The organism is Aeromonas sp. MaB10011B (genome assembly GCF_017939325.1).
In the GTDB taxonomy this organism is placed as follows: domain Bacteria; phylum Pseudomonadota; class Gammaproteobacteria; order Enterobacterales; family Aeromonadaceae; genus Aeromonas; species Aeromonas caviae.
In genome coordinates this window covers 22,546-45,682 of the sequence record NZ_JAGKRK010000098.1, presented here as the reverse complement: position 1 = coordinate 45,682, position 23,137 = coordinate 22,546, and the positions used below count along the sequence as shown (strand labels likewise).

General features: G+C 63.2%; 23 protein-coding genes. 11 read left to right on the top strand and 12 right to left on the bottom strand.

What is annotated here, in order from left to right; all coding sequences use genetic code 11:
* Positions 1–49 precede the first annotated feature (49 nt).
* The 6 genes from tesB to J9893_RS21385 all read right to left on the bottom strand — a co-directional run bounded on the left by tesB (position 50) and on the right by J9893_RS21385 (position 5,304).
* Positions 50–913, bottom strand: coding sequence for an acyl-CoA thioesterase II (gene tesB / locus J9893_RS21410; RefSeq protein WP_041214836.1), 864 nt, complete (start codon positions 911–913; stop codon positions 50–52).
* Positions 914–1,164: 251 nt separating this feature from the next.
* Positions 1,165–2,088: a 23S rRNA pseudouridine(2605) synthase RluB gene (gene rluB / locus J9893_RS21405; protein ID WP_039039190.1), complete on the bottom strand. Its 924-nt coding sequence runs from the start codon at positions 2,086–2,088 to the stop codon at positions 1,165–1,167.
* Positions 2,081–2,773 (bottom strand): SMC-Scp complex subunit ScpB, encoded by a 693-nt coding sequence (scpB, locus tag J9893_RS21400; RefSeq protein WP_043155571.1) that lies wholly within the window; start codon positions 2,771–2,773, stop codon positions 2,081–2,083. The genes rluB and scpB overlap by 8 nt, the downstream gene beginning before the upstream one ends.
* Before the next feature lie 29 nt (positions 2,774–2,802).
* Entirely contained in the window at positions 2,803–3,684 is an 882-nt protein-coding gene (locus J9893_RS21395; protein WP_010673703.1) for a ScpA family protein, read from the bottom strand.
* Positions 3,677–4,297 carry an L-threonylcarbamoyladenylate synthase gene (locus J9893_RS21390; RefSeq protein WP_010673702.1) on the bottom strand — a complete coding sequence of 207 codons (621 nt, stop codon included), beginning with the start codon at positions 4,295–4,297 and terminating at the stop codon, positions 3,677–3,679. The genes J9893_RS21395 and J9893_RS21390 overlap by 8 nt, the downstream gene beginning before the upstream one ends.
* A 125-nt stretch (positions 4,298–4,422) precedes the next feature.
* Entirely contained in the window at positions 4,423–5,304 is an 882-nt protein-coding gene (locus J9893_RS21385) for a PHP domain-containing protein (RefSeq protein WP_010673701.1), read from the bottom strand.
* Positions 5,305–5,728: 424 nt separating this feature from the next.
* Here J9893_RS21385 and J9893_RS21380 point away from each other — a divergent pair, with 424 nt between their 5' ends.
* The 6 genes from J9893_RS21380 to trpA all read left to right on the top strand — a co-directional run bounded on the left by J9893_RS21380 (position 5,729) and on the right by trpA (position 12,545).
* Positions 5,729–7,363, top strand: a complete 1,635-nt coding sequence (locus J9893_RS21380; RefSeq protein ID WP_210600785.1) for an anthranilate synthase component 1 — start codon at positions 5,729–5,731, stop codon at positions 7,361–7,363.
* On the top strand, positions 7,356–7,955 hold the full coding sequence (locus tag J9893_RS21375) for an aminodeoxychorismate/anthranilate synthase component II (RefSeq protein ID WP_210600784.1): 600 nt from the start codon (positions 7,356–7,358) through the stop codon (positions 7,953–7,955). The genes J9893_RS21380 and J9893_RS21375 overlap by 8 nt, the downstream gene beginning before the upstream one ends.
* Before the next feature lie 10 nt (positions 7,956–7,965).
* Positions 7,966–8,979 (top strand): anthranilate phosphoribosyltransferase, encoded by a 1,014-nt coding sequence (gene trpD, locus J9893_RS21370; protein WP_053288294.1) that lies wholly within the window; start codon positions 7,966–7,968, stop codon positions 8,977–8,979.
* The gene (gene trpCF / locus J9893_RS21365; RefSeq protein WP_069785303.1) at positions 8,979–10,484 is read left to right on the top strand and encodes a bifunctional indole-3-glycerol-phosphate synthase TrpC/phosphoribosylanthranilate isomerase TrpF; all 1,506 of its coding nucleotides are present in this window, start codon (positions 8,979–8,981) and stop codon (positions 10,482–10,484) included. Before trpD ends, trpCF begins: the two co-directional genes overlap by 1 nt.
* A 64-nt stretch (positions 10,485–10,548) precedes the next feature.
* Positions 10,549–11,742, top strand: coding sequence for a tryptophan synthase subunit beta (gene trpB, locus J9893_RS21360; RefSeq protein WP_041213214.1), 1,194 nt, complete (start codon positions 10,549–10,551; stop codon positions 11,740–11,742).
* Positions 11,739–12,545 (top strand): tryptophan synthase subunit alpha, encoded by an 807-nt coding sequence (gene trpA, locus J9893_RS21355; RefSeq protein WP_041213215.1) that lies wholly within the window; start codon positions 11,739–11,741, stop codon positions 12,543–12,545. The genes trpB and trpA overlap by 4 nt, the downstream gene beginning before the upstream one ends.
* Before the next feature lie 404 nt (positions 12,546–12,949).
* Here trpA and J9893_RS21350 read toward each other — a convergent pair whose 3' ends face one another.
* Positions 12,950–14,479: a flagellin gene (locus J9893_RS21350; RefSeq protein WP_210600783.1), complete on the bottom strand. Its 1,530-nt coding sequence runs from the start codon at positions 14,477–14,479 to the stop codon at positions 12,950–12,952.
* Positions 14,480–14,795: 316 nt separating this feature from the next.
* Here J9893_RS21350 and J9893_RS21345 point away from each other — a divergent pair, with 316 nt between their 5' ends.
* The 3 genes from J9893_RS21345 to J9893_RS21335 all read left to right on the top strand — a co-directional run bounded on the left by J9893_RS21345 (position 14,796) and on the right by J9893_RS21335 (position 16,729).
* Positions 14,796–15,089: a helix-turn-helix domain-containing protein gene (locus J9893_RS21345; RefSeq protein ID WP_223917222.1), complete on the top strand. Its 294-nt coding sequence runs from the start codon at positions 14,796–14,798 to the stop codon at positions 15,087–15,089.
* Positions 15,073–16,389, top strand: coding sequence for a HipA domain-containing protein (locus tag J9893_RS21340; protein WP_201985066.1), 1,317 nt, complete (start codon positions 15,073–15,075; stop codon positions 16,387–16,389). The genes J9893_RS21345 and J9893_RS21340 overlap by 17 nt, the downstream gene beginning before the upstream one ends.
* 97 nt (positions 16,390–16,486) lie before the next feature.
* On the top strand, positions 16,487–16,729 hold the full coding sequence (locus J9893_RS21335; RefSeq protein ID WP_005302916.1) for a DUF3297 family protein: 243 nt from the start codon (positions 16,487–16,489) through the stop codon (positions 16,727–16,729).
* Between the two features lie 272 nt (positions 16,730–17,001).
* Here J9893_RS21335 and J9893_RS21330 read toward each other — a convergent pair whose 3' ends face one another.
* Together J9893_RS21330 and J9893_RS21325 are read right to left on the bottom strand one after the other, a co-directional pair.
* The gene (locus tag J9893_RS21330; protein ID WP_113736103.1) at positions 17,002–17,436 is read right to left on the bottom strand and encodes a DMT family transporter; all 435 of its coding nucleotides are present in this window, start codon (positions 17,434–17,436) and stop codon (positions 17,002–17,004) included.
* A gap of 10 nt (positions 17,437–17,446) precedes the next feature.
* On the bottom strand, positions 17,447–17,899 hold the full coding sequence (locus tag J9893_RS21325; RefSeq protein WP_210600782.1) for a DMT family transporter: 453 nt from the start codon (positions 17,897–17,899) through the stop codon (positions 17,447–17,449).
* 100 nt (positions 17,900–17,999) lie between these two features.
* Here J9893_RS21325 and J9893_RS21320 point away from each other — a divergent pair, with 100 nt between their 5' ends.
* Entirely contained in the window at positions 18,000–18,893 is an 894-nt protein-coding gene (locus J9893_RS21320) for a LysR family transcriptional regulator (RefSeq protein WP_202211476.1), read from the top strand.
* 149 nt (positions 18,894–19,042) lie between these two features.
* Positions 19,043–20,146, top strand: a complete 1,104-nt coding sequence (locus J9893_RS21315) for a YdcF family protein (RefSeq protein WP_119197462.1) — start codon at positions 19,043–19,045, stop codon at positions 20,144–20,146.
* Positions 20,147–20,270: 124 nt separating this feature from the next.
* Here the strand turns inward: J9893_RS21315 and J9893_RS21310 are convergent, their stop codons facing one another.
* The 3 genes from J9893_RS21310 to cyoE form a co-directional block, all read right to left on the bottom strand.
* Positions 20,271–20,639, bottom strand: coding sequence for a DUF1428 domain-containing protein (locus tag J9893_RS21310; protein WP_119197461.1), 369 nt, complete (start codon positions 20,637–20,639; stop codon positions 20,271–20,273).
* Between the two features lie 73 nt (positions 20,640–20,712).
* A complete protein-coding gene (locus J9893_RS21305) occupies positions 20,713–22,074 on the bottom strand; it encodes an MFS transporter (RefSeq protein WP_210600781.1) in 1,362 nt (453 codons plus the stop codon).
* 164 nt (positions 22,075–22,238) lie between these two features.
* Complete coding sequence (gene cyoE, locus J9893_RS21300; protein ID WP_119197460.1) at positions 22,239–23,132, bottom strand: heme o synthase; 894 nt, start codon at positions 23,130–23,132, stop codon at positions 22,239–22,241.
* Positions 23,133–23,137: the final 5 nt, after the last annotated feature.

The window sequence follows — 23,137 nt, the reverse complement described above, 5'->3', positions numbered from 1 at the left end:
AAAAACGGGAGCCATCGGCTCCCGTTTTTCGTTGGCGCAAGGGGGCGTCTCAGCCCCGGCGACGGATCACCCCTTCCTGCATGGTGCTCGCCACCAATACCCCATCCCGGGTGAAGAACTGGCCGCGTACCAGACCCCGACCGCCGCTGGCGCTCGGGCTGTCCACCACGTAGAGCAGCCAGTCGTCCAGCCGGAACTCCCGGTGGAACCACATGGAGTGATCGATGGTGGCCACCTGCATGTCCGGCTCCCAGTAGGAGACCCCGTGGGGCTGCAGGGCGGCGAACAGGAAGTGGAAGTCGGAGGCATAGGCCAGCAGGTAGTTGTGGACCCGCTGATCGTCCGGCACCGGGCCATTGGCCTTGAACCAGGTGTAGCGAAGGGGCTCGTGGACATCCGGGCGGATGGGGTCCACCAGGGTCACCGGGCGAATTTCGATGGGCTTCTCGCACAGGATCTTGTCCCGCAGGGCCGCCGGGATCATCTGCTCGTAGGGACGCACCAGCTCCAGCTCGCTCTTGAGCTGCTCGGGAGGCGTGATGCCGCCCGGCATCTTCGCCTGGTGCTCGAAGCCCTCGGCCTCCACCTGGAAGGAGGCGTTGAGGTAGAAGATGGGCTTGCCATTCTGGATGGCCTTGACCCGGCGGGTGGAGACGGTCTGGCCGTCGCGGATGTTCTCCACGTCGTAGACGATGGGCTTGTTGGCATCCCCGGGCCGCAGAAAGTAGGAGTGGAAACTGTGGACCTGGCGGTCGCTTGCCACCGTCTGCTTGGCGGCTGACAAGGCCTGCCCCATCACCTGTCCGCCAAACACGGATCGCAACCCGAGATCCTGGCTCTGGCCCCGAAACAGGCCCTCCTCGATCTTTTCGAGCGCCAGCAACGCCAGCAGCTCATCCAGTACCTTGCTCATTGGTTTCTCCTGTCTTTGTGCGCGAAAGGCTAACAAGCCCGTCCCGGCAGGGCAACAGCTCCCTCGGCAGGGTCGAAAAAAAGAAAGACAAATTAATGACAACAAAAATGCATTAGCAAAAGGAATGAAAAAGCCCCCTGCGCCGCCCTCTTTGTCGTACCAGGCCGGGAACATGTCCGGAACACAAAAAAGCCCGCACCTTGGGGGGCGGGCTTGTGGCGTGTCCGGGGCGAGCGGCCCGTGGCGGCGGCTTACTTGCTGCCGGTGCCGGAATTGCGGGTGGAGGAGGTCGGCTTGCGACGGGCGGTGGTGGCACGGGCGCGCGGCTCCTTGCCCTGCATCTCCTTGTGGCGCTTCACGGCGCGACGGATCTGGGCGGCCTGCTTGTGGCGGGTGCTCTTGCCATCCTGCTGCAGATCGACCTTGGATTCGGTCTCGTTGGGCAGGTTGACCAGGCCGCGCAGGTAGTTCACCTCGGGGAGTTTCAGCTCCTGCCAGCCGCCGCGGGGGATGCCGCGATCCAGCTTGACGTCGCCGTAGCGGATACGCATCAGGCGGCTCACCTGCACTTCCTGGGATTCCCACAGGCGGCGCACTTCCCGGTTGCGGCCCTCGGTCAGGGTGACGTTGAACCACTGGTTCAGCCCTTCACCGCCGGCCGGCTTGATCTTGTTGAACTTGGCCATGCCGTCTTCCAGCTGCACGCCCTTGCGCAGGCGCTGCAGCATGGCTTCGGTGATCTCGCCAAAGACCCGCACCGCGTATTCCCGCTCCACTTCGTGGCTCGGGTGCATCAGGCGGTTCGCCAGCTCGCCGTCGGTGGTGAACAGCAAGAGGCCTGAGGTGTTGACGTCGAGGCGGCCGACCGCAATCCAGCGGGCGCCATCCATCTTGGGCAGACGATCAAACACGGTGGGACGTCCTTCCGGATCGTGGCGGGTACACATCTCCCCTTCGGGCTTGTGGTAGGCCAGCACGCGGCAGATCACTTCCTCTGCGGCGCGGGTCTTGACCTGGTGGCCATCCACCCGGATCACGGCGTTCACTTCGACGCGATCCCCCAGCGTGGCGACCTTGCCATCCACGCTGACCCGACCTGCGGTGATCAGGGCCTCCATCTCACGACGGGAGCCTTGACCCGCGCGGGCCAATACTTTTTGCAGTTTTTCACTCATCGGGTTTACCTGATTGTTGATCGCTGCCCGCCGACATCGCGGACAACCTTGGCTCTTGTGGGACGGCCCCGTTGGCCTCCCCACCATGTTCATGCTCTGCACGGCCTGCCAGAGGCTGACCGTCACCGCCCTCGCCCGGCATGAGCGACAAGGGGGCCTGCAGCTCGGGGTCCAGCTCGGGGAGCTGCTCCAGACTCTGCAGGTTGAAATAGTCCAGAAATTCACGGGTGGTGGCGAGCAGCTCGGGGCGACCCGCCACCTCCTTGTGGCCGATGCTGCGCACCCAGCCACGCTCCTTGAGGGTGTTGACGATCTGGCTCGACACCGCCACCCCGCGAATGGCTTCTATCTCCGCCCGGGTGATGGGCTGACGATAGGCAATCAGCGTCAGCGTCTCCATCACGGCGCGGGAATAACGGGGAGCCCGCTCGCTCCACAGGCGCGACAGCTCCTCGGCGTACTCCTGGCGGGCCTGGAAACGCCAGCCGGAGGCCACCTCTTTGAGCTCGACCCCCCGCTCGCTGTAATCCTGTCTGAGCTCTGCCAGCAGCAACTGGACATAGCGGCCGGTGACCGGGTAGTCCGAGAGCACGCTGCCCTTGATTTCGCTCACCGTGAGGGGACGCCCCGCCACGAAGATCGCCGCCTCGATCAGGGTCTTCAATCGTTCAGCAGGCAGCGCCACGGTGGACCTCCCGGGTCCGCGCCCCTCGCTCAGTGTAGATGCTCATGCTCCTCCCCTTTCCCCTGACTGGCCAGGGCAAAATGGATGGGGCCCAGGGGCTCCGCCTGCAAGATCCAGATCAATTGCTCCTTGCACAGCTCCAGCAGGGCCAGGAAGGTCACCAGCACCCCCATGCGCCCCTCCTCGGCCCGCAGCACCTGCTCCAGGCGCAGGGTCTGGCCCAGGGAGAGCATGGCGAGGATCTCCGCCATCCGTACCCTGGTCGGGATCTGCTCGCGGCGGATCTGGTGATGTTCAAAATGAGTCGCGCGTTTTACCACACTTTGCATGTAAAGGGCGAGTTCAACCAGAGAAACATCGGGCGCCAATGGCTTCAAGGCACCAAAATCCGGCGCCATGGCGGCGGCGACGAAGATCTCCCGCTCCACCCTCGGCAGGGCATTGACCCGCTCCGCCCCCAGCTTGTAGCGCTCGTACTCCTGCAGGCGACGAATGAGGGTGACGCGGGGATCTTCCCCCTCCTCCTCGTCTTCCAGCTCCGGGGCCTTGGGCAGCAGCAGGCGGGACTTTATCTCCGCGAGCCAGGCCGCCATCAGCAGGTATTCCGCCGCCAGCTCGAGGTTGAGGCCCTGCATCAGATCCACGTACTCCATGTACTGGGCGGTGATCTGCAGGATGGGCAGGTTGAGGATGTCGAGCTGCTGGCGCCGGATGAGGTAGAGCAAGAGATCCAGCGGCCCCTCGAAGGTGTCGAGAAACACCTCCAGCGCATCGGGGGGGATGAATAAGTCCTGGGGCAGCTCATGGTAGGGCTGCCCCAGCACGGTGGCGATGGGCGGGGGAAGGGAAGCCTCCCCCGTCGTGCCCGCGGGGGTTGTCAGCGCGGGCACGGGGTCGGCAAGATCACTCAAACGGCGTCGGATCCCCGGCACCGCGGCGACGCAGCACGGGCTCGTCGTCGGAGAAGTCCACCACAGTGGTGGGCTGCTCGCCCAGATACCCGCCGTTGACCACCAGATCCAGCTGCTTGCCAAGCTTGTCGGCAATCTCCTCGGGGTCGAACTCCGCCATCTCGGAGCCCGGCAGGATCAGGGTGGTGGAGAGCAGCGGCTCACCGAGGGCCTCGAGCAAGGCCAGCGCGATGTTGTTGGCCGGGACCCGGATGCCGATGGTCTTCTTCTTCTCGTTCATGAGGCGACGCGGCACCTCCTTGGTGGCCTTGAAGATGAAGGTGTAGGGTCCGGGGGTGTTGTTCTTGACCAGCCGGAAGGCGGTGTTGTCCACCTTGGCATAGGTGGAGATCTCCGAGAGATCCCGGCACACCAGGGTGAAGTCGTGGTTTGGCTCGATGCGACGGATGCGGCAGATGCGCTCCAAAGCATCCTTGTTGCCCATCTGGCAGCCCAGGGCGTAGCCGGAGTCGGTGGGATAGACGATGACGCCGCCGTTTTGCAGGATCTGCACCGCCTGGCTGATGAGGCGAACCTGGGGATTGTCGGGATGTACGTAAAAATGCTGACTCATATGCTCTTCTCGCGATAGGGGGCACGCTCGTTGCCCGCTTCATGGTCAAGGGCCCCTTGGCCCATGACACTACCTTAACCTGTTTGACGCAGACTCGCCTGCATCAAAGATGCCGGCCCGGGGGGTCAGCGGCTGGCCAGCAGGCCCGCATGCTCCTCGGGGGTGAGCCCGAAATGACCGGGGTGACCGAGCCACAGCGGCATCCCCTCCTTGGGGAGCCAGAGGTGGCGGCCAAGCTCGGTCCAGTTGGAGGGGAAGTGAAAATCGGACCCCACCGAAATATAGAGATCGTGCTCCCTGGCCCACTGGCCGAGATTCGCCCGCTCCTGTGGGCTCTGCTGGGGCAGGGAGACCTCCATGGCATCCCCCCCGACGGACTTGAAGGCCACCAGCAACCGCTTGATCCACTTGGCGGTGAGATTGTAGCGGCTCGGGTGGGCCAGCACCGCCAGCCCGCCTGCGGCGTGGATGGCCTCGATGGCCTCCCCCATCCCAGGCCACTCGGCGGGCACATAGCCCTTGTTGCCCCGGCTCAGGTACTTCTTGAACACCTTCTGCATATTGTCGGCCACCCCGCGCGCCACCAGCACCCGGGCAAAGTGGGCCCGGGTCACGGCGGCGTCACCGGCAAGCTGCTTGGCCTCTTCATAGGTGCCCGGGATGAGGCACTTCTCCAGACGACGCCCGATCTCCTCGGCGCGCGCCTCCCGGCGGGCTCGCTGCCCTGCCAGAAAGGCGAGCAACTGGGGATTTTTCTCGTCCACCCCGAGGGCCACGATGTGGATCTCGTGATGCTCCCACCCGGTGGAGATCTCCACCCCGCTCACCAGGCGCAGTGGCAACTGGTCGGCCGAGATGGTCTGGCGCACCTCCTCAAGCCCGTCGAGGGTATCGTGGTCAGTGACCGCTAACACCTCCACCCCTTTTTCGGCGGCGCGGCGCACCAGGTCGGCGGGGCTCAGCACCCCGTCCGAGGCGGTGGTGTGGCAATGAAGATCGAATCTCATCGGCGTGTTTCGCTCTTGTTTGGGACCTGCCTGGAAAAGGCCGGCAAAAAAGCGACTTGACTTGGCCGCGGCTTTATCGTTTTCTGTAGGCACTTCATTGCAAACATCTTTTTACAGGACTCAATCTCATGCAAGCGACTTCCATCCTGACCATCTGGTGGTGGCACACTCCCTGACATGCGGGCGTGTGGTCGTTGCTGTACCTGTAATCTGACAGCAAGTTAAGAACCCAAAGAAAAAGCCCGCTGACCCCAGCGGGCTTTTTTATTATCCGGCAAATGGACCTGTGATGAAACCGACAATTCAGAGAAGCACACTGACATGGCGATGGCGAACTCGCTGACGTGACCCGAACCCGACCCATTTTCAAGAGAGACAGCGCCATGACCATCGGTGACACACAACACATGCAAGGGAAGGCATTATGACAGGCAACAAGACCCGTTTGTCCCTGGGCGAATTCGATACCATCCGGCTCAATGCCCCCTATGTGACAGACCCCCTGGCACTCTATACCCGACTCTGCCAGGACAGACCCAACAACCTGCTGCTCGAATCGGTGGAGATCGACTCCAAGGCCGGCACCCAGAGCCTGCTGCTGGTGGACGCCTGCCTGCGCATCGAGTGCCGCGGCCGCGCCGTGCAGGTGCGCCCCCTCGGCGACAACGGCGCCGCCCTGCTGCGCCTGCTGGAGCAGCGCCTGCCCGCCGTAATCACCCAGACCCGGGTGGCGGACGAGCTGCACCTCGACTTCCCGGCGTCCGATCGGGAGCTTGACGAAGACAGCCGCCTCAAGGGCAGCAGCGTGCTGGACGTGCTGCGCACCCTGCAGCGGGAGCTGCAATGCCCGCAGGGCAAAGAGGCCCTCTTCATGGCGGGCAGCTTCGCCTACGACCTCATCGCCTCCTTTGAAGACTTGCCCGAGGTGCCAGAGGGGAGCAACGACTGCCCTGACTACTGCTTCTATGTGGCCGAGACCCTGATCACCATCGACCACATCAAGCAGAGCACCCAGTTGGTGGCCTGCCTGTTCGGCGGCGAAGAGGATGAGCAGCTGGACGCGCGCTACGCCCGCCTGACCGCTCGCCTCGAGTCCTTCAAGCAGGCCTGTCAGCAGCCGCTGCATGCGCCGCAGGGCTCGGCGCCGCTGACCGGCGTCCTGGCCGTCGACAAGGGGGACAAGCAGTTCTGCGCCGAGGTCGAGAAGCTCAAGGGCTTCATCCGCCGTGGTGACATCTTCCAGGTGGTGCCGTCCCGCAGCTTCTCCCTCCCCTGCCCGGATCCTGTCGCCGCCTATCGCCGCCTCAAGCAGACCAACCCTAGCCCCTACATGTTCTACGTGCAGGACGAGGGCTTCACCCTGTTTGGCGCCTCCCCCGAGAGCGCGGTCAAGTTCTGCGCCAACAGCCGCCAGGTGGAGATGTACCCCATCGCCGGCACCCGCCGCCGTGGCCTCAACCCGGACGGCAGCATCAACCTGGATCTGGACGGCCGCATCGAGCTGGAGCTGCGCCAGGACGAGAAAGAGGTGGCCGAGCACCTGATGCTGGTGGATCTGGGTCGCAACGACATCGCCCGCATCTCCGCCCCCGGTACCCGCTACGTCAAGGATCTGCTCAAAGTGGATCGCTACAGCCACGTCATGCACCTGGTCTCCCGGGTGGTGGGCACCCTTCGCGCCGACCTTGACGCCCTGCACGCCTACCAGGCCTGCATGAACATGGGCACCCTGACCGGTGCCCCCAAGCTGCGCGCCAGCGAGCTTATCCGCATGGTGGAAGGCAAGCGTCGCGGCAGCTACGGCGGCGCCGTGGGTTACCTGAACGGCGCGGGGGAGATGGACACCTGCATCGTCATCCGCTCCGCCTTCGTGAAAGAGGGGGTAGCCCATGTCCAGGCCGGCGCCGGGGTGGTCTATGACTCCAAACCCCAGGCCGAGGCGGACGAGACCCGTGCCAAGGCGGCGGCCGTGCTGGCCGCCATCGCTGCCAGCCATGGCACCTCCCTGCAGGCCCTCAGCGCCCAGCAGGAACAACACAAGGACGTGAGCCATGACTAACATCTTCCTGCTCGACAACTTCGACTCGTTTACCTACAACCTCGTCGACCAGTTCCGCACCCTGGGCTACCCGGTGCGCATCTACCGCAACAGCCTGCAGGCGAGCCGCATCATGAGTGAGATCGACGCCTGCGAAGGGGACGCCGTCCTGGTGCTCTCCCCGGGGCCGGGCGCGCCCCATGAGGCGGGCTGCCTCATCGACCTCATCAAGCTGGCCCGGGGCCGGGTGCCCATCCTCGGCATCTGCCTCGGTCATCAGGCCCTGTGCGAAGCCTACGGCGGCACCGTCGGGGCGGCGGGGGAAATCGTCCACGGCAAGCGCTCCCTCATCGAGCACTACGGCCATGGCGCCTTCGCGGGGCTGCCGAGCCCCTTGCCGGTGGCCCGCTACCACTCCCTGGTGGCCACCTATGTGCCACAAGAGTTGCAGGTGATTGCCCACTATCAGGGCATGCCCATGGCCATCGAGCAGCGTGACGAGCGGGTGCTGGGCTTCCAGTTCCACCCGGAATCCATCATGACCAGCGAAGGGGCCCGCCTGCTCACCCAGGCCCTCGCCCATGTCACCCGTCCAGAAAGCCACGTGCGGTAAGGAAGAGACCATGCATCAACATCTCAACACCCTCTATCAGGGTCAGTCTCTCACCCGCGACGCCGCCCGCGACGCCTTCGGCCAGGTGGTTCGTGGTGAAGTGGATCCCATCGTGCTCGCGAGCCTTTTGACCGCTCTCAAGATCAAGGGGGAGACCCCGGAGGAGATCGCCGGCGCCGCCGAGGCGCTGTTGGCCGAAGCCCGCGACTTCCCGCGCCCGGACTATGCCTTCTGCGACATCGTCGGCACCGGAGGGGACGGCCTCAACACCATCAACGTCTCCACCACCTCGGCCCTGGTGGCCGCCGCCTGCGGCCTGAAAGTGGCCAAGCACGGCAACCGCTCGGTCTCGAGCAAGTCGGGGTCGAGCGATCTGCTCGATAAAATGGGCATCAAGCTCGACATGAGCCCGACCCAGGCCCGCCGCTGCCTGGACGAGCTCGGGGTCTGCTTCCTGTTCGCCCCCCAGTACCACGCCGGGGTGCGCCATGCCATGCCGGTGCGCCAGGCCCTCAAGACCCGCACCCTGTTCAACGTGCTGGGGCCGCTCATCAACCCCGCTCGTCCCAGCTTCCAGCTGATGGGGGTCTATGCCCCCGAGCTGGTGCGCCCCATCGCCGAAACCCTGCTGGCACTCGGCCTGAAAACCGGTATGGTGGTGCACGGCGCCGGTCTCGACGAGATTGCCATCCACGGCCCGACCCAGGTGGCGGAAATCCGTGACGGCGAAATTCGCGAGTACTTGCTCACCCCGGCGGACTTTGGCCTCGACACCTACCCGGTCAGCGCCATCCAGGGCGGTGAGCCCGAGGAGAACCGCGCCATCACCGCCGCCATCCTGGAAGGACGCGGCAGCCCGGCCCACAACGCCGCCATCGCCGCCAACGTGGCGCCGCTCCTGGTCATGGCGGGCGAGGCCCCGGACTTTAGGCAGGCCGCCGCCCGGGTGCTGGCGGTGCTGGCAAGCGGCCAGGCCGCCCTCCTCGCCCGGGATCTCGCCACCCTGAGCCATCAGGAGGCATGATGTCAGCCACCACCGCAGCGTGCCCCAGGGGCACTCACCCAGAACGCCCGACGGGCAACAGCCAGCTTCGCAAGGATAACGAGATGTCAGATGTCATTGCTCCCCACGCCTTTCTGAACATGGCCTCCATCAGCCAGACCATTCTCGGCAAGATCGTGGCGGCCAAGCAGGAGTGGGTCGCCGCCCGCAAGGAGAGCCAGCCCCTGGCGAGCTTCCAGGACGCGCTCACCCCGAGCGATCGGGACTTCGAGGGGGATCTGCGCCAAGGCTCCACCCGCTTCATTCTGGAGTGCAAGAAGGCCTCCCCCTCCAAGGGCTTGATCCGCAACGACTTCAGCCCGGAGGCCATCGCCGACATCTATGGCCACTACGCCACCGCCATCTCGGTGCTGACGGACGAGAAGTTCTTCCAGGGGGATTTCGCCTTCCTGCCCCGGGTACGGGGCCGCGTCCAGCAGCCGGTGCTCTGCAAGGACTTCATGATTGACCCCTATCAGGTCTATCTGGCCCGCCACTATCAGGCGGACGCCATCCTCCTGATGCTCTCCGTGCTCACCGACGAGGGGTATCGCGCCCTGTTCAAAGTGGCGAAAGAATTGGGCCTCGGAGTGCTCACCGAGGTGAGCAACGAGGAGGAGCTGACCCGCGCCATCGACCTCGGCGCCCCGGTGATTGGCATCAACAACCGGGATCTGCGGGATTTGAGCGTCGATCTCGCCCGCACCCGGCAGCTGGCGGCCAGGATCCCGGGGGATCGGGTGGTGATCAGCGAATCCGGCATCAACCACCGCGCCCAGGTGGCGGCCCTGCGCCACCACGCCAAGGGCTTCCTGGTGGGCTCTTCCCTCATGGCGGAGCCGGATCTGGAGGCCGCGGTGCGCAAGCTCGTGCTCGGCCAGAACAAGGTGTGCGGCCTGACTCGTCCCGAGCACGCCGCCGCCGCCCATCAGGCGGGCGCCGTGTTCGGCGGCCTTATCTTTGTGGCGAAAAGCCCGCGCTACGTGGACATTCCCGCCGCCCGCGCCGTGATGGCGGGTGCGCCGCTCTCTTACGTCGGGGTGTTTCGCAATGCCCAGCCCGCCACCATCGCCAAGACGGTGGATGCGCTGGGGCTCGCCGCCGTGCAACTGCACGGGGATGAAGATGCCGCCTATGTCGAGGCACTGCGCGCGCTGCTGCCGGCAGGCTGCCAGATCTGGAAAGCGGTTGGAGTCACAAGTGGCGAGCCCCTGCCCGCCCTCGACTACCCGGCGGATCGCCTGCTGCTGGATACGAAAGTCGGCAGCCAGAGCGGCGGCACCGGTCAGGCGTTCGACTGGACTCTGCTGGCTGGGCTCGACAAGAGCAAACTGATGCTGGCAGGGGGGCTCAACCCCGACAACGCCCTCGAGGCCGCCCGGGTGGGCTGTGTGGGCCTTGATTTCAACTCCGGGGTGGAGAGTGCCCCGGGCAGGAAGGATGCCCACAAGCTGGCGGCCGCCTTTGGTGCCCTGCGCCAACTGTGAGCGCCCCGTGACTCATTCAACGAATTAATGAACTGCGTTTGCCCATAAGCACAAGGAATAATGTATGACCCTGCTCAATCCGTTTTTCGGTGAATTTGGTGGTATGTATGTGCCCCAGATCCTCATCCCCGCCCTGCTCCAGCTGGAGAAGGCCTTTGTCGATGCCAAGGATGATCCGGCCTTCGTCGCCGAGTTTCAGGCGCTCCTGACCGAGTACGCCGGTCGCCCGACACCGCTCACCCTCACCCGCAATTTGACCAAGGGCACCAAGACCCGCCTCTACCTCAAGCGTGAAGATCTGCTGCACGGCGGCGCCCACAAGACCAACCAGGTGCTGGGTCAGGCCCTGCTTGCCAAGCGCATGGGCAAGCACGAGATCATCGCCGAGACCGGCGCCGGTCAGCACGGCGTCGCCACTGCCCTGGCTTGTGCCCTGCTCGGCCTCAAGTGCCGGGTCTATATGGGCGCCAAGGATTGCGAGCGCCAGAAGCCCAACGTATTTCGCATGAAGCTGATGGGCGCCACCGTCATCCCGGTGCACTCCGGCTCCAGCACCCTCAAAGATGCCTGCAACGAGGCACTGCGCGACTGGGCTGCCAACTATGAAACCGCCCACTACCTGCTCGGTACCGCCGCCGGCCCCCACCCCTTCCCCACTATCGTGCGGGAGTTCCAGAAGATGATCGGGGAAGAGGCCAAGGCCCAGTGCTTCGAGAAGGAGGAGCGCCTGCCGGATGCGGTGATCGCCTGCGTCGGCGGCGGCTCGAATGCCATCGGCATGTTTGCGGACTTTATCGACAACCCTGAAGTGCGCCTTATCGGGGTCGAACCCGGTGGTCACGGCATCGAGAGCGGCGAGCACGGCGCGCCGCTGGGTCACGGCAGCAAGGGGGTCTTCTTTGGCATGCACTCCTTCCTGATGCAGGACAACCAGGGCCAGATCCAGGAGTCCTACTCCGTCTCGGCGGGGCTGGACTTCCCCTCCGTCGGCCCCCAGCACGCCCACCTGGCCGCCATCGGCCGCGCCGAGTACCCCTCGGTGACCGACAAGGAGGCACTGGACGCCTTCCAGGAGCTGGCCAAATCCGAAGGGATCATCCCGGCGCTGGAGTCCTCTCACGCCCTGGCTCATGCCCTCAAGATGGCCCGCAGTGAACCGGAAAAAGAGCAGGTGCTCATCGTCAACCTCTCCGGCCGTGGCGACAAAGACATCTTCACCGTTGCCGACATCTTTGAAAAAGAAGGAACCTTGTCATGAACCGTTACGCTCAACTCTTCTCCCGTCTGGACAAGGCCAATCAGGGCGCCTTCGTGCCCTTCGTGATGCTGGGTGACCCCACCCCCGAACTGTCCCTGGCCATCGTCGATGCCCTGGTCCAAGGGGGCGCCGACGCCCTCGAGCTCGGTATTCCCTTCTCCGATCCGGTGGCGGACGGCCCCACCATTCAGGGTGCCGCCCTGCGTGCCTTTGCCAGCCACACCACCCCGGACGACTGCTTCGGCCTGCTCGCCCGCATCCGCGCCAAGTACCCGCAGCTCCCCATTGGCCTCCTGGTCTACGCGAACCTGGTCTATGTGCGCCACATCGACGGCTTCTACGAGAAGTGCCAGCAGGCGGGGGTGGATTCGGTGCTGGTGGCCGACGTGCCGGTGCAGATGTGCGCCCCCTACAAGGCGGCGGCCGACAAGTTCGGCATCGACAGCATCTTTATCGCCCCGCCCAATGGCGACGCCGAAACCCTGAAGCAGGTGGCGGAGCTGGGTAACGGTTACACCTATCTGGTGAGCCGTGCTGGCGTGACCGGTGCCGAGACCAAGGCCGGCATGCCGGTGGAGGGCCTCATCAACTCCCTGCGCGAGTTCAACGCCCCCCCCGCCTTGCTCGGCTTTGGCATCAGCGAACCGGCCCAGGTACGCGATGCCATCAAGGCTGGCGCCGCCGGCGCCATCTCGGGTTCGGCAGTGGTGAAGATCATCGAGACCCACCACCAGAACCCGGAGCATATGCTCACCCGTCTGAAGGAGTTTGTGGAAGGGATGAAGGCCGCGACCAATCGATAAGGGGCGCACTGGCCACATGCCCTTGGCCGTGAATGGTCCGGCTGCGTATCCGCCTCAGCCATAATGATATCAGCGTACCAAAGGGAGCCTAACCGGCTCCCTTTCTATTTCGTATTTGTTATGATCATTAACATCGTTGTACCGTTTCTTGGGAAGGCAATAGGAGAAGAACACTTGAGAACTAAACAATCAGATAATCCAACACTAAGCTTAAAGTGTTAGGCTTAATGACGAATATATTGACTCTGCACGTATTTTCATCAAAAGAGACTTTCATACCATCTGTATCTATGATGAGTGCACCGGTCATCCCCTCGAAAAGGCATCATATACCTTACAGTTTATCGTGATAACGAAAATCACCCCCATGAGCATTTCACAATAAACTAATCCTTGGTGCTATCTCACTGCAACAAGCTCAGCGCTAATTTGGGACGACTGTTAGCTTGACTTAATATACTGGCACTGGCCTGCTGCATGATCTGCACCCGAACCATGCGTGCAGACTCACTCGCTATGTCAGCATCCCGAATCCGTGCGCGAGCAGCACTCAGATTTTCATGGCTCGTACTCAAACTACGCCCTCTCGCTTCGAGTGAGTTAGCCTGAGCGCCAATCTGGGATCGCTGTACGCCAAGCTGCTTCATGCCTGCATCCAGGGTCCTAATAGCACGACTGGCGTTGCTCTCGCTCAGCACATCAATGTTATCAACTGTATATTTCTGCTTATCTTGAAGGAAAAATCCAAGAGAGCCCAACGTGTTACCTTCCATATCAATATTTGAATATCGAGTACCTGATGAGCTCAGTTCAAGTTGTCCAATATAAGTTGTACTACTCACATCCGTGAGAAGGGCAGAAAGTGACGGATTAGCAGAGATTGGTGGAATAGGAGGAGCCGGAGGTGCAGGCTGGGGTGGCTGGGGTGGATGAATGCTGCCATTTGCCAGAGTAAGGCTATTTCCTTGAGAGCTATATATCGTAAGCTGATTATTAGCAGGGTTGTTGTTATACGAACCACTGACGGAAAATCCAAGACCTGCAGATTGTGCCGCAATGTTGATCCGATGGACGACCGTTGCCATCAACCAACTATTTTCCGACGTGGGGTTCACAGGATCCCAGCCAGTCATGTCGATGCCCGTTGTCAAATCCACCGTCTGTCCTTCGATATCGATATAGGAAGGAAGAGTGGACAGATCGATTGACGATCTTACCGAGAATGGGTGCTGTACAGCTTCTATCGGGCTCTGGTTATTTGGGAAGCTAGTGCTATTGATGTCAGCAACAAACGCTTCTAGCGTTGGATAGTTTGTGTCGAACGTCACGCCGTTGAGTGTGATAGGTTGGGCACCTAACTGAAGACCATCAATGCTGTGAGCACCAGGTTTACTGCTGGTTGGACTGCGAGACTGCCAAACCATTTCTCCAAGGTTTTTGGTTTGCGCATTCATATCTGTGATGACCATGTTTTGACCAGCATAAGCTCCTATAGAAAACACCCCTTCATATGTCCCGGCCAATAGGCTCTGTCCAGCAAAAGTTGTCTTGGTTGCGATCCGATCCATTTCCAAACGCATCTGCTGGAACTCCATATTGAGTGCTGCCCGGTCATCTGCCGAATTGATGCCACTACCAGCCTGCAGAGCAAGTGTACGCATACGCTGCATGAGATTCATCGACTCGTCCATTGCCCCATCAGCAACATTGATAACGGAGATGGCATCATTGATATTTCGAATCGCTCCATTGCTACCATTGATTTCGCTTGTCAGACGATTACTGATCTGAAGTCCCGCAGCATCATCTGCTGCGCTGTTGATACGCAAGCCCGAAGATAAACGCTTGAGAGATGAGTCAAAAGACCCCATCAGACTACTAAGATTACGTTGTGCAGCTATTGCAGTACTATTGGTGCGAATTGAGAGTAACATAGTGTCCTTGCCGCAGAGTCTAAGATTCAATCTAGTCTTCAATTACTATCGGCATTACCATATGAATCTTTATTAAAAATTGACTTACGATGTGATCGGATTTAACTCCATACATCCAGACACTAGTCCCTACTCCACTGTGGAGGAGATAGTGTTGTAACTATGTGAATCGCCAACAGCTTTGTAGACTCCTCTACACTTTTATCTTGCAACCAGTACCAGAACCATCAAAAGTGCACTATCGTACACTTTTAATTGCTGTTTGCTCTTACCATGAGTTAAGGTGTAACAACCTACACTTTTTTTCGTGATCATGATGGCAGACGCATCGTTGCAAACCGGCCCGAAAGCACTGGATCCCGCCTCGCTGGGGCTGGCGATCCGCGAGAGACGCAAAGCCGCCAGGATGACCCAGGAGGTGACGGCCTCACTGTGCGGTATCTCCAAGAAGACCCTGATCAAGATTGAAAAAGGGGGGGATGTCTACCTCTCGACCCTGTTGCAGGTGATGAAGGCGCTGGGGCTGCGCTTGCAACTGGTGCAGGAAATGGGCTCACAGGTAGCGAGCGGCAACAGCCAACCCGAGGTCGGTGATGATGGGTGGTTCTGAGCACCATCGGCTGGAACTTCGGCTGGGTAACCAGCTGATCGGCCATCTCGAATATGACTCCAGCCGGGATGCGTTTCAGCTCGGCTATACACCTGAGTGGCAGGCGCGTGGCTTCCCGCTCTCCCCGCCGCTGGCGCTGGATGGTTCGGCCAGCAGCGCCCAGATCCGGGCGTATCTCGGCAACTTGCTGCCTGAAAATCGCGGGCTGGAGCACCTGATTGAGGCGCTCTCCGTTTCGCGCAGCAATCTCTTTGCCCTGATCCACGGCATCGGTCGCGATGTCTCAGGGGCGGTCACCTTTACCCTGCCCGCAGAGCCCGACGTCCCCACCCATTTTCGCCCCATCACCCCGAAAGAGCTGTTGCTGCGCCTCGATCAGCCCGAGATCTGGCCGCTGGAAGTCTGGGATGGTCGCCCCCGCCTCTCGGTTGCGGGCGTGCAGGCCAAGCTCAACCTGCTGCGACTCGAGGGGACGCTGGGATTTGGCGAGGGCGAGCTCTGTTCCACCCACCTCCTCAAGTTCGAGCATCACCCTCATCTGGTGATCAATGAGTTCGTGACCATGCGACTGGCCGCACTGCTGGGCATGCCGGTGGCGCGGGTCGAACTGCACAGGGTCGGCCAAGGCGATAAGTCCCACCGAAGCTTGCTGGTGGAACGGTTCGATCGGCGCCTTGACGAGGATGGCTTGAGGGTGCGCCGTCGTCACATGATCGATGCCTGTCAGGGGCTGGGGTTTCCCGTCGCCCGAAAATATGAACGCAACTTCGGTGACGGGCGGGACGTGGCCCATATTCGGGAAGGGGTGAGCCTGCCACGGCTGTTCAGTCTCAGCGCCCTCTGTGTCAATCCGGCGCAGGCCAGACTGGACATGCTGCAATGGCTGCTCTTCAACCTCTGCGTCAACAACCACGATGCCCACGGCAAGAACTACAGCTTCTTCGTATCAAAAGCAGGGCTGATGCCCACCCCCTGGTACGATCTGGTCAATGTGGGGCTTTACCCCGAGTTCAACCAGCATCTGGCCATGGCCATAGGCGACGAGTTTGCTCCCGAGGCGGTCAACGCATGGCAGTTGCTGGAGATGGCCGAGGCATGCGAGCTGCCCAAACGCCTGTTGCAGCAGACCTTGCACAAGATGGCCAGCGACATACTGCATCAGCTTGATGCCGCCATCGCCCTGGTTGAGACAGACAATCCCGCCGAGCTGGCTTATCTGGCACGTTACAGAGACGACGTTGAGCACCGTTGCCACCATTTTCAGGCGCAGGCGACGCTGTTGCCCGAGCTGCAACTGTAGCCAGACCTAGTCCCCCCCATGGGACGCAACCCAGCCTTGAGCCCATGACGGGCATTGCCTACAATGACCCACTTTTTATCACACTCAGGTAAATAAAATGAGCGACAACAAACCTGCACTGCCCGACCGTCTGGCGGCCAACCCGCGCAGCCCGCACCATGTGGCGGAGTGCTTCCAGCACGAGATCGGCATTCGCGTGAACGGCAAGGAGCGCACCAATGTCGAGGAGTACTGCATCAGCGAAGGTTGGGTGAAGATCCCCTCCCCCAAGGCCAAGGATCGCTACGGCAACCCCATGCTGATCACCGTCAAGGGCACCGTCGAGGCTTTCTACGCCTAAGCGGCCCTGACCGCGCGCCCCGCCGGGCCCGCCGCCATGCTGTTCAGAACACCGGCCTTGCGCCGGTGTTCTGCTGTTGAGGGCGGCCCAGGGTTACAGGCGCCTCTCTTTCATTGCTCTCTGTTGCCTTCCTGTTTCTTCCTTTCCCTCCCTTTCTTTCGCCTTTTCCTTTTCATCTGGGCCCTGAGCCGACAGGCGAGCCGCCTTTGGCATCCAGGCAGGGCGACACTCTTGTCATCCCTGCCGGTTTACCCAGACCATCACCGCATCACTCACCCTCGGGAGCGCGACTTGCCGCCCTGCCAGCGTTGCAGCGCAGCCCCCGCCAGCACCAGCAGGATGCCGAGCAGATCACTTGCGGCCAGCCGTCCGGCCAGGGCATCGAGCAGTGCGCCTCCCGCCAGCTGGCCCGTGACGATGAGCAGGGCGCAGGCCAGGGCGCCGATCCGGCCGATGGCCCAACTGCTGATGGCGACGAACAGCGCCCCCAGCACCCCGCCGAGCAGCAGCCAGGGATCGAGCCCGGCGAGCCGCTCCCAGGGTGCCCCTTTGAGGATGAGCAGGACGCCGAGCAGCCCGAAGCCGAGCAGGTGGTTGGCCAGCGACGCCGTCATGGCGCCCCGGGCGCTGGCGAGGCGGCCATTGAGGGTGCGCGACAGGCTCACCGCCACGCCGTTCAGCAGTCCCAGCAGGATCAATAGGGTCATGGTGTCTCTCCTAACGCAGCACGATAAGCAGTGCGCCGGCCATCACCAGCAGGGCGGCGAGCGCGTCTTTTCCCGAGGGGCGGCGGCGAGCCAGTCCGAGCCAGCCGAGGCCATCGCAGGCCAGGGTGCCCGCCATGCCGAGGGGCGAGTTGAGGCACAGGGCCGCCAGTACCACGGTGAGCGCCCCCGGCAGACCGCCGAGCCAGGCCCAGAGCGGGGCCGCCTCCGGCGTCGGGGGCCTTGGGGAGAGCCACCACAGGAGCCCGGCCACCAGGCTGCCGACCCCGTGGGCCAGCCAGCTCGCGAGCCAGGGGTCGGTGGCGCGGGACAGGGCGCCGTTCTGGGCGATCATCAGCGCCAGCAGCAGGCCGGCGGCGAAGGCGGCCAGGGCACCCAGGGTCTGGCCAAGTGTCTGGCCGAGGGCGGGGCGGCCGGGGCCGCGGTCAACAAGCGGGGGGATCATGGGGTTGCTCCTTGGTTGAACTGACGAGCAGGGTAAATTGTTTTTGATTTGGGGATAATCTACCATACTGGAACAACATTGTTTCCATATCGAGAACAACATGAACCAGGAAGCCTTCGCCCTGCTCCCCGCCTTCGTCGCCGTGGTGGAGTCGGGCACCTTCTCCGGCGCCGCCCGTCAGCTCGGCCTCAGCAAGTCGGTGCTGAGCAAGAAGGTGAGCCAGCTCGAGCAGGCCCTCGGCTGCCAGCTCCTCTATCGCACCACCCGCTCCCTCACCCTCACCGAGGCGGGGGAGCGCTACTTCGAGACGGTGCGCCATGCAGTGCGCCTGGCCAGCGACGGGGAAGATGCCATCGGCGCCCTGCAATCGGCCCCCCGCGGCCTGCTGCGGGTGACGGTGCCCATGGTCTATGGCCGGCGCCACATCGCCCCCCTTGTCCCCGAGTTTCTCGCCCTCCACCCCGAGGTGCAGTTGCAGCTGGAGATGAGCGACGCCCGGCAGGATCTGGTGGCCGAGGGGTTCGACGTGGCGGTGCGCATCGGCGAGCTGGAGGATTCGAGCCTGGTCGCCCGCCGCCTCGCCCCCTGTCTCAGCACCCTGTGCGCCGCCCCCGCCTACCTGGCGCAGGCCGGTACGCCCCGCACCCCGGCGGATCTCGAGCGCCACAACTGCCTCTTCTACTCCCTGTTTCGCGGCGGCACCCAGTGGCGGCTACACGGGCCCGAAGGAGAGGTGGCCATCACCCCCAGGGGCAATTTCGAGGTCAACAACAGCGATGCCATCCACACCGCGCTGCTGGCGGGGCTTGGCATCGGCAACATGCCGGACTTCATCGTGGCGCGGGATCTCGCCGCCGGGCGGCTGATGCCCGTCCTGCCAGACCATGCCCTGCCCGAGCACGGCATCTGGTGCGTCTATCCCAAGCGCCGCCACCTGCCCGCCAAGGTGGCGGCTTGGCTGGCCTTCCTGCAGGCGCGTCTGGGGCTGCGCTGAGGGGGGCATCGGGATAACCGGAACGGTTCACGTTTTTTTCATCGGGAAGGGAGTAGAGTAGGCAGCAAACCAAGCATCTGTTTTTATTGGAAAAGCATTCAGGGGACGAGCCACGGCATCGCGCCCCGCACCCCACAGGGAGCCCCATGATGAATAAAACCGCGATTGCCCTGACCCTGGCCAGCCTGCTGGCGCTGCCGCTCGTTATCTCATCCGATGCCTGGGCCGCCCCGGTGCGCTCCCTGCAAAAGGAGCAGAATTACGAGCAGTTCATCAGCAAGCGCCAGGTGGTGGATCAGCTGCTGGCAGACGCCGCCCGCATCTTCCACTCCCCCGCCCGGGTCTCCGATGCGGGCTTTACCGCCAAGATGCCGAGCAACATGGAGCAGGTGACCACCCTGCTGCTGGAGGCCCACCAGCTCGAGCCCTATCGCACCGATCTGCTCATCTCGGCGGCCAACGCCCAGATCTACAACGGCAACGTGGACAGGGCCATCGCCCTGTTCGAGCAGGCCCTCACCGCCGCCCCGGACGATCTGGACATCAACACCTATCTGGCCACCTGGCAGCGCTTCAAGGGCAACCAGGCCAAATCCGATGGCTACCTCAAGCGGGTCGGCGATCTCAATGCCGGTCGCGCCGCCGACTTGCAGCGGCTGTTCGCCACCGTGGACAGAGTGGTCGCCACCCCCCTCAAGGAGCGTCAGGGACGGGGCGAGAAGAAGGGGCGCCGCGCCATCGTCACCCTGGGCTATGCCCTCAATCCCGATGGCTCCATGCACGACATTCTGCTGGGACGCCTCGAGACCACCCGCGCCCTGGCCCAGGCCGATCCGGCGGCCCTCGTCATCCTCACCGGTGGCGTGCCCCAGAACCGCCAGACCGAGGGCAAGCTGATGGCGGACTGGCTGGCGAAAAAGGGCATCGACCGCTCCCGTATCATCGAGGAGAACTACGCCACCAGCACGGTGGAGAACGCCCTCTACAGCGGCTATGCCCTCGCCCGCCACGAGATTGAGTTCGCCACCCTAGTGAGCTCGGCGAGCCATGTGCGCCGGGGCCAGACCCTGCTGGAAATCGCCTGTTGGCAGAGCGGCCCGGCGAACATCCGCATCGACAGCGTCGCCTACCCGGACAAGCCCCTCTCGGCCCTGGCCAAGGCAAGCCCGGAGGAGCTGCTTGGCATCTACCGGGACGCCCTGCGCACCTATGGCCTGTGGAGCTACCGCTCGGCCCCGCTGGTGGAGCGCTGATCCCCCGGCATGGCGCCCAGCAAAAAGCCCGCCGGCTGGCGGGCTTTTTCATCATCTGACGGGCCTGGGTGTTGCCATCGGCCCTTGCGCTCCGGCCACCAGGGTGAAGCCCCGATGGCCGGTCTCAGCCCTTGAGCTCCAGCACGGTGGTGAAGCCTCCGAAGATCATGCGGGCGCCGTCAAACGGCATGGTCTGGTGCAGGGGATTGGCGGGGTCCATCCTGGGGTCATGCATCATCTTGCCCATGGCGTCGTCCCGCACCGCCTTGCTCGGCCATTCCACCCAGGAGAAGACCACGGTTTCATCCTCCCTGGCCGCCACCGCCCGATAAAAGTCGGTCTGCTTGCCGTGGGGCACGTCGTCCCCCCAGCACTCCAGCACCCGGGTGGCGCCGTATTCGAGGAAGATGGGGTCAAACTGCCCCGCATGATCGATCAGGGCCTGCTTGTTGGCCGTCGGCACGGCGAGCACGAATCCGTCCACGTATGACATCAGAGGTTCCTCCTGTGAGTGAGGATCTCAGCATAGCAGCCGCCCTTCAGCCCGCGCTCTGCGCCGCCAGCCATCACAAAGAGACCAGCCGCTCCAGATCGCTGCGGGTCAGGCGCTTGCTGTCCACCTTCACGTAGAGGGAGTGCTCCTCGCGCACCAGCAGCACGTCGCTCACCCCCTCGCAGGCGCGGATCCGCTGCTCCAGGGCCGGGGTGGCCTCGACCCCTTCCGGCAGCACGATGCGCAGGCTGCTCACATAGGGGGGCTCGGCCATGGTGAGGCTCACCCCGAGCCAGGCGAGGGCCAGGGCGGCGCAACCGCCAAACACCAGGGGGCCGCCCCCCAGGCTGTAGAGCAGGCCGCCGAGACTGCCGCCGATGGCGACCCCGAGGAACTGACTGGTGGAGTAGACCCCCATGGCGGTGCCCTTGTAGCCCGGCGGGGACTCCTTGCTGATGAGAGACGGCAGCAGCGCCTCCATCACGTTGAAGCCGATGAAGAAGAGCTGCAACCCGGCGAGCAGACCCCACAGCTGTTGGCCGCTCTGCCAGAACACCAGCTCGGCGGCCAGCATCACCACCACGCACCCGATGAAGACCCGCTTCATCTGGCGGTGCTTCTCGGCATAGATGATGAAGGGCACCACGCTCACGAAGGCGATCAGCATGGTGACCAGATAGGCCTGCCACTGGCTGTCACGGGGCAGGCCCGCACGCTCCAGCAGGGGCGGCAGGGCCACGAAGCTCGACATCAGCAGGGTGTGGACGCAGAGGATGCCGAGGTTGAGCTTGAGCAGGCGAGGGTTGGTGAGCACGGTACGAAAGCTGCCTCGCACCATGGCGGACTCGCGATTTTGCAGGTGGGCCGCCGGGGTCGGCACCACCCAGAGCACCATGGCGATGGCGGCCAGGGCCAGCAGGGCGATGAGCCAAAAGAGGCCGGACAAGCCCAGGGCATGGGTGATGAGGGGGCCGGTCACCATGGCGATGGCGAAGGTGATGCCAAAGCTCACCCCGATGAAGGCCATGGCCTTGGTGCGATTCTGCTCCCGGGTGAGATCCGACAGGAGCGCCATGACGGCGGCGGAGATGGCGCCGCTCCCTTGCAGGGCGCGCCCGACGATGACCCCCCAGATGGCCTCGCTCAGGGCGGCGATGACGCTGCCAAGGGCAAACATCAGCAAGCCGCCGACGATGAGGGGCTTGCGCCCCACCTTGTCGGAGAGCAGGCCGAAGGGGATCTGGAACAGGGCCTGGGTCATGCCGTAGATGCCGATGGCAAGCCCGATGAGCGCCTCGGAGGCGTCCGCCAGGGACATGCCGTAGGTGGTCAGCACCGGCAGCACCATAAACATGCCGAGCATGCGCAGCGAGAAGACGGAGCCGAGCGCCCAGGTCGCGCGTCGCTCGCCCCTCGTCATGGTGAAATCATTCATGAGGGCCTCGATGAGTCAAAAAGAAGAGGAAAAGAAAGGGGTGACAGGCGCCCGGCCGCCCCCGAAAATCGGCGATGCCCCTCGCAGGGCGGCGCCCATAATAGCAGAGCCGGGAAGATTCCCGGCTCTGGATTTCATGCATTTCAGGGGTGCAGTTCACACTATCAGGGCAGCATGCTCACCAATACAGGCGCTGCGTCCGGCTGGAAGTCCACCGACATCATCACGCTCAGGCAAGTAATGGTGACGATGGAGAACATGAACAGCTTGCGCGCCCAGAGGGAGTCGTCCACCGCCGCCTTGTAGCCCGACAGCGCCATCCCCAGCCACCAGACGCTCACCGCGGTGGCCACCACCAGATACTTGTACCCGGCGTAGCCGCCGAGGAACAGCATCAGGGTCGGCACCATGAACGCCAGGATGTAGAGGGTGATGTGGAGCTTGGCCACCGGGATCCCCTTCACCACCGGCAACACCGGGATGTTGGCGGCCTGGTAGTCCTTGAAGCGGAAGATGGCGATCGCATAGGAGTGCGGCATCTGCCACAGGCTGAAGATCGCCAGCAGGATCAGGGCCCCCGAGTCGAACTGCCCGCTCACCGCGCAGTAGCCGATGACCGGCGGCGCGGCGCCGGAGAGGCTGCCGACCAGGGTGCCATAGACCGAGTGGCGCTTCATGTAGAGGCTGTAGATCCCCACATAAACCAGGAAGCCCAGCACCGCCAGCAAGGCGGCCAACGGATTGGCCGCAAAGTAGAGCAGTGCAATGCCCGCAACGCCCAGCGCCGTCGCATACCAGAGGGAGACACCGGGGGCGATGAGCCCCCGCACCAGGGCGCGGTTCTTGGTGCGCTCCATGATGCAGTCGATGTCCCGGTCGATGTAGTTGTTGAACACGCAACCGGAGGCAACCACCAGTGACACCCCCACCATGGTCAGGATGAACAGGGGCACATCCAGGCTCCCCTTCGAGGCCAGCAGGAATCCCCCGATAACCGAGATGAGGTTGCCGAAGATGATGCCCGGCTTGGTCACTTGCAGGTATTGCTTCATCATCATCAACC

Coding starts and splice junctions, on each gene's coding strand:
- J9893_RS21375 (WP_210600784.1), top strand. CDS start 7,356: ATGACTAACATCTTCCTGCTCGACAACTTCGACTCGTTTACCTACAAC.
- rluB (WP_039039190.1), bottom strand. CDS start 2,088: ATGAGTGAAAAACTGCAAAAAGTATTGGCCCGCGCGGGTCAAGGCTCC.
- J9893_RS21345 (WP_223917222.1), top strand. CDS start 14,796: ATGGCAGACGCATCGTTGCAAACCGGCCCGAAAGCACTGGATCCCGCC.
- J9893_RS21350 (WP_210600783.1), bottom strand. CDS start 14,479: ATGTTACTCTCAATTCGCACCAATAGTACTGCAATAGCTGCACAACGT.
- J9893_RS21320 (WP_202211476.1), top strand. CDS start 18,000: ATGAACCAGGAAGCCTTCGCCCTGCTCCCCGCCTTCGTCGCCGTGGTG.
- trpB (WP_041213214.1), top strand. CDS start 10,549: ATGACCCTGCTCAATCCGTTTTTCGGTGAATTTGGTGGTATGTATGTG.
- tesB (WP_041214836.1), bottom strand. CDS start 913: ATGAGCAAGGTACTGGATGAGCTGCTGGCGTTGCTGGCGCTCGAAAAG.
- J9893_RS21305 (WP_210600781.1), bottom strand. CDS start 22,074: ATGAATGATTTCACCATGACGAGGGGCGAGCGACGCGCGACCTGGGCG.
- trpD (WP_053288294.1), top strand. CDS start 7,966: ATGCATCAACATCTCAACACCCTCTATCAGGGTCAGTCTCTCACCCGC.
- J9893_RS21325 (WP_210600782.1), bottom strand. CDS start 17,899: ATGATCCCCCCGCTTGTTGACCGCGGCCCCGGCCGCCCCGCCCTCGGC.
- J9893_RS21390 (WP_010673702.1), bottom strand. CDS start 4,297: ATGAGTCAGCATTTTTACGTACATCCCGACAATCCCCAGGTTCGCCTC.
- trpCF (WP_069785303.1), top strand. CDS start 8,979: ATGTCAGCCACCACCGCAGCGTGCCCCAGGGGCACTCACCCAGAACGC.
- trpA (WP_041213215.1), top strand. CDS start 11,739: ATGAACCGTTACGCTCAACTCTTCTCCCGTCTGGACAAGGCCAATCAG.
- cyoE (WP_119197460.1), bottom strand. CDS start 23,132: ATGATGATGAAGCAATACCTGCAAGTGACCAAGCCGGGCATCATCTTC.
- J9893_RS21310 (WP_119197461.1), bottom strand. CDS start 20,639: ATGTCATACGTGGACGGATTCGTGCTCGCCGTGCCGACGGCCAACAAG.
- J9893_RS21315 (WP_119197462.1), top strand. CDS start 19,043: ATGAATAAAACCGCGATTGCCCTGACCCTGGCCAGCCTGCTGGCGCTG.
- J9893_RS21380 (WP_210600785.1), top strand. CDS start 5,729: ATGACAGGCAACAAGACCCGTTTGTCCCTGGGCGAATTCGATACCATC.
- J9893_RS21385 (WP_010673701.1), bottom strand. CDS start 5,304: ATGAGATTCGATCTTCATTGCCACACCACCGCCTCGGACGGGGTGCTG.
- J9893_RS21330 (WP_113736103.1), bottom strand. CDS start 17,436: ATGACCCTATTGATCCTGCTGGGACTGCTGAACGGCGTGGCGGTGAGC.
- J9893_RS21335 (WP_005302916.1), top strand. CDS start 16,487: ATGAGCGACAACAAACCTGCACTGCCCGACCGTCTGGCGGCCAACCCG.
- J9893_RS21340 (WP_201985066.1), top strand. CDS start 15,073: ATGATGGGTGGTTCTGAGCACCATCGGCTGGAACTTCGGCTGGGTAAC.